General features: G+C 56.1%; 2 protein-coding genes. One reads left to right on the plus strand and one right to left on the minus strand.

Annotation, left to right across the window (positions count from 1 at the left end; genetic code table 11):
• Nucleotides 1–34: 34 nt before the first annotated feature.
• A complete protein-coding gene (locus AC6CWS_RS26340) occupies nucleotides 35–640 on the minus strand; it encodes a recombinase family protein (RefSeq protein WP_000509966.1) in 606 nt (201 codons plus the stop codon).
• Between the two features lie 94 nt (nucleotides 641–734).
• Here AC6CWS_RS26340 and AC6CWS_RS26345 point away from each other — a divergent pair, with 94 nt between their 5' ends.
• Nucleotides 735–3,632: a Tn3-like element Tn5403 family transposase gene (locus tag AC6CWS_RS26345; protein WP_001553819.1), complete on the plus strand. Its 2,898-nt coding sequence runs from the start codon at nucleotides 735–737 to the stop codon at nucleotides 3,630–3,632.
• Nucleotides 3,633–3,665 lie beyond the last annotated feature (33 nt).

Below are 3,665 nucleotides of genomic sequence, written 5' to 3' on the forward strand. Positions count from 1 at the left end.
AGGGGTCGGTTCCGGCTGAGGGCGAAATGACACCCTAAGCGTTAGCTCTGTGTCGTTGCACGATGTCAGCGACGGTATTCTTGCTGATACCGAGCTCGCGTGCGATCCAGCGATAGCTGCGTCCCTCGGCCCTCATCGCAACCACCTTAGGCAAAAGTCGGTCTGATTTTGGTCGCACTCCGGCCTGACGACCAAGCCTCTTACCACGTGCCTTCGCAACAGCAAGGCCTGACTTGACCCGCTCGCTGATGAGATCCCGCTCAAACTCCGCAATGCCGGAAAGAAACGTCGCCAGCATTCGTCCATACGGCGACGAAAGATCGAACGCCATTCCATTCATGGCTATCACGGAAACCTTCCAGTTCTCCAGTTCACGTAGCGTATTGAGCAGATCGAGCGTCGAGCGCCCCCACCGGGAAAGCTCAGTGACCAGGATTGCATCAATTTGTCTGGACTGGGCAAGCGCCAGGACTTTCTTTCGCTCGGCCCGGTCGAGTTTAGTTCCTGAACCTGTTTCCTTAAATATTCCCACCACGTCGTAGCCGGCACGGCCGGCGAAGGCTCGCAGATCAAATTCCTGGCGTTCACAAGACTGATCCGCTGTTGAAACCCGGCAGTAAATGGCGGCACGATGTCCCAATTGAACCCTCCTGGATTTTTGTATCGGAACGCCCTGATTTATATGGGCTGGCTGTTGTCCAAAACAGACTATACTTCAAAAGGGACGAATTTGTATGTCACGACGCCATATTTTCACCGAACGGCAGCGAGCAGCGCTGTTCGATCTGCCCACGGACGAACTGTCGCTACTGAAGTTCTACACGCTGGGCGATGATGACCTGGAAAACATTAGGCAGCGCCGCAGACCGGAAAACAGGATTGGCTTTGCCCTGCAACTTTGTGCCTTACGATATCCGGGCCGTGCACTGGCTCCTGGTGAGATGATCCCGCGTGAAGTCCTTTCCTTCGTCGGTGCTCAGCTTGGAGTTCCGGCTGATGCGCTTCTCACTTATGCCACACGGCGCCAAACCCGTCAGCAGCACATGGACACGCTGCGCGAAATTTACGGCTACAAGACCTTCACGGGCCGTGGTGCCCGTGATCTGCGGGAGTGGACTTTCGGCCAGGCCGAAGATGCCAGATCAAACGAGGATCTTGCTCATCGTTTTATTGTGCGGTGTCGGGAAACTTCCACCATTCTGCCCGCAGTATCGACAATCGAGCGCTTGTGCGCGGATGCTCTGGTCGCCGCTGAGCGGCGGATTGAAACGCGGATTGCGGAAAATTTAACAGCGGATGTTCGCGATCACCTGGACAAACTTCTGAGTGAAATGCTCGCCGGCAATATCAGTCGTTTCATCTGGCTTCGCAACTTCGAGGTTGGTAACAACTCGGCTGCTGCTAACCGTTTGCTCGACAGGCTCGAATTTCTGCGTACCCTGAATATCAATCATAGTGCTTTGGCCAGCATACCTGCCCATCGCATTGCCCGGCTGCGTCGGCAGGGTGAACGCTACTTCACCGACGGTTTGCGTGACATCACTTCGGACCGCCGCTGGGCGATCCTTGCCGTCTGTGTTGTGGAGTGGGAAGCGGCGATTGCTGATGCCATAGTCGAAACCCATGACAGGATCGTAGGAAAAACCTGGCGGGAAGCGAAGCGCCAGCATGACGAAACAATTTCCGGCTCTAAAGCCACACTCACGGATACGATCCGTACCTTCACCGCGCTGGGAGCTTCGTTGCTTGAGGCCCGCAGTGACGGAACCCCGCTGGAGATGGCTGTCGCCAGTTCGGTTGCATGGGACCGGCTCGCTCAACTGGTAGCGACAGGGACTCAACTCAGCAACACGCTAGCCGATGAGCCTCTTGCATATGTCGGGCAGGGATACCATCGCTTTCGTCGTTATGCGCCCCGCATGTTGCGCTGTCTGAAGCTCGAAGCCGCGCCGGTCGCCGGACCATTGGTAGCAGCAGCTTTGTCGATCGGAGAGATGAAAGGTGTTGCATCGCCAGAAAGGCGTTTCCTGCGGCCCAGCTCCAAATGGAACCGTCATTTACGAGCTCAGGAAAAAGGAGATACCCGTCTTTGGGAAGTGGCGGTACTCTTTCACCTCCGGGATGCTTTTCGTTCCGGAGATGTCTGGCTCGCTCATTCGCGCCGCTATGGTGACCTCAAGCAGGTACTGGTGCCGATGATCGCGGCGCAGGAAAATGCAAAACTGGCCGTGCCTTCCAACCCACAGGATTGGCTGGCAGACAGAAAGGCGCGACTCACGATCGCTCTTAAGCGGCTGGCCCGGGCTGCCCGTAACGGCACTATTCCGCACGGTAGCATAGAAGATGGAACGTTGCGGATCGACAGGTTGACAGCAGACGTGCCGGATGGTGCCGAGGCACTCATACTGGATCTGTATCGCCGAATGCCGTCCGTTCGGATTACCGACATGCTGCTTGAAGTTGATGCAGCCCTTGGTTTCACAGATGCGTTTACCCATCTGAGAACCGGGGCTCCATGTCGCGACCGGATCGGTCTGCTCAACGTCCTGCTCGCTGAAGGGCTCAATCTGGGCCTGCGTAAGATGGCGGAAGCTACAAACACGCATGATTACTGGCAGCTCTCACGCCTTGCCCGCTGGCATGTTGAAAGCGAAGCCATGAACCAGGCATTGGCAATTGTGGTGGCCGCGCAGGGTAAACTGCCGATGTCACGCGTCTGGGGGATGGGCACGTCAGCATCGAGCGATGGTCAGTTTTTCCCGACAGCGCGGCATGGCGAAGCCATGAACATGGTCAATGCCAAATATGGTTCTGTTCCCGGCCTCAAAGCGTATACTCACGTAAGCGACCAGTTCGCGCCATTCGCTTGTCAGTCGATCCCGGCGACCGTGAGCGAGGCACCGTATATTCTCGATGGACTACTGATGAACGAGGTCGGTCGCCATGTTCGCGAACAGTATGCCGATACAGCAGGATTCACCGACCATTTGTTCGGAGCCAGTAGCCTGCTCGGCTACAATCTCGTTCTGCGAATCAGGGATCTGCCATCGAAGCGGTTGTACGTATTTAATCCCGATACGACCCCCAGGGAGTTACGCAAGTTGGTAGGTGGAAAAGCCCGGGAGGATCTTATCGTTGCGAACTGGCCTGATATTTTCCGTTGTGCCGCGACGATGACCGCTGGCAAAATCAGGCCCAGCCAACTCCTGCGCAAGCTCGCTTCTTACCCACGACAAAACAACCTTGCAGTTGCGCTTCGTGAAGTTGGTCGTATTGAACGGACCCTTTTCATTATTGAGTGGATCCTGGATACGGACATGCAGCGGCGTGCTCAGATCGGTCTTAACAAGGGAGAGGCCCACCATGCGCTCAAAAATGCGCTCCGTATCGGGAGGCAGGGGGAAATTCGCGATCGCACGACAGAGGGGCAGCACTACCGAATCGCTGGGCTCAATTTATTGACTGCGGTGATCATTTACTGGAATACCGTCCATCTTGGTCATGCCGTCACGGAGCGGCGGAACGAAGGGTTGGATGTTCCCCCTGAATTTCTTCCCCACATATCCCCATTGGGCTGGGCGCACATTCTACTGACTGGCGAATATCTTTGGCCCAAGGAACCGAAAGCTTAGGGTGTCATTTCGCCCTCAGCCGGAACCGACCCC

Source organism: Klebsiella sp. M041 (assembly GCF_059759695.1).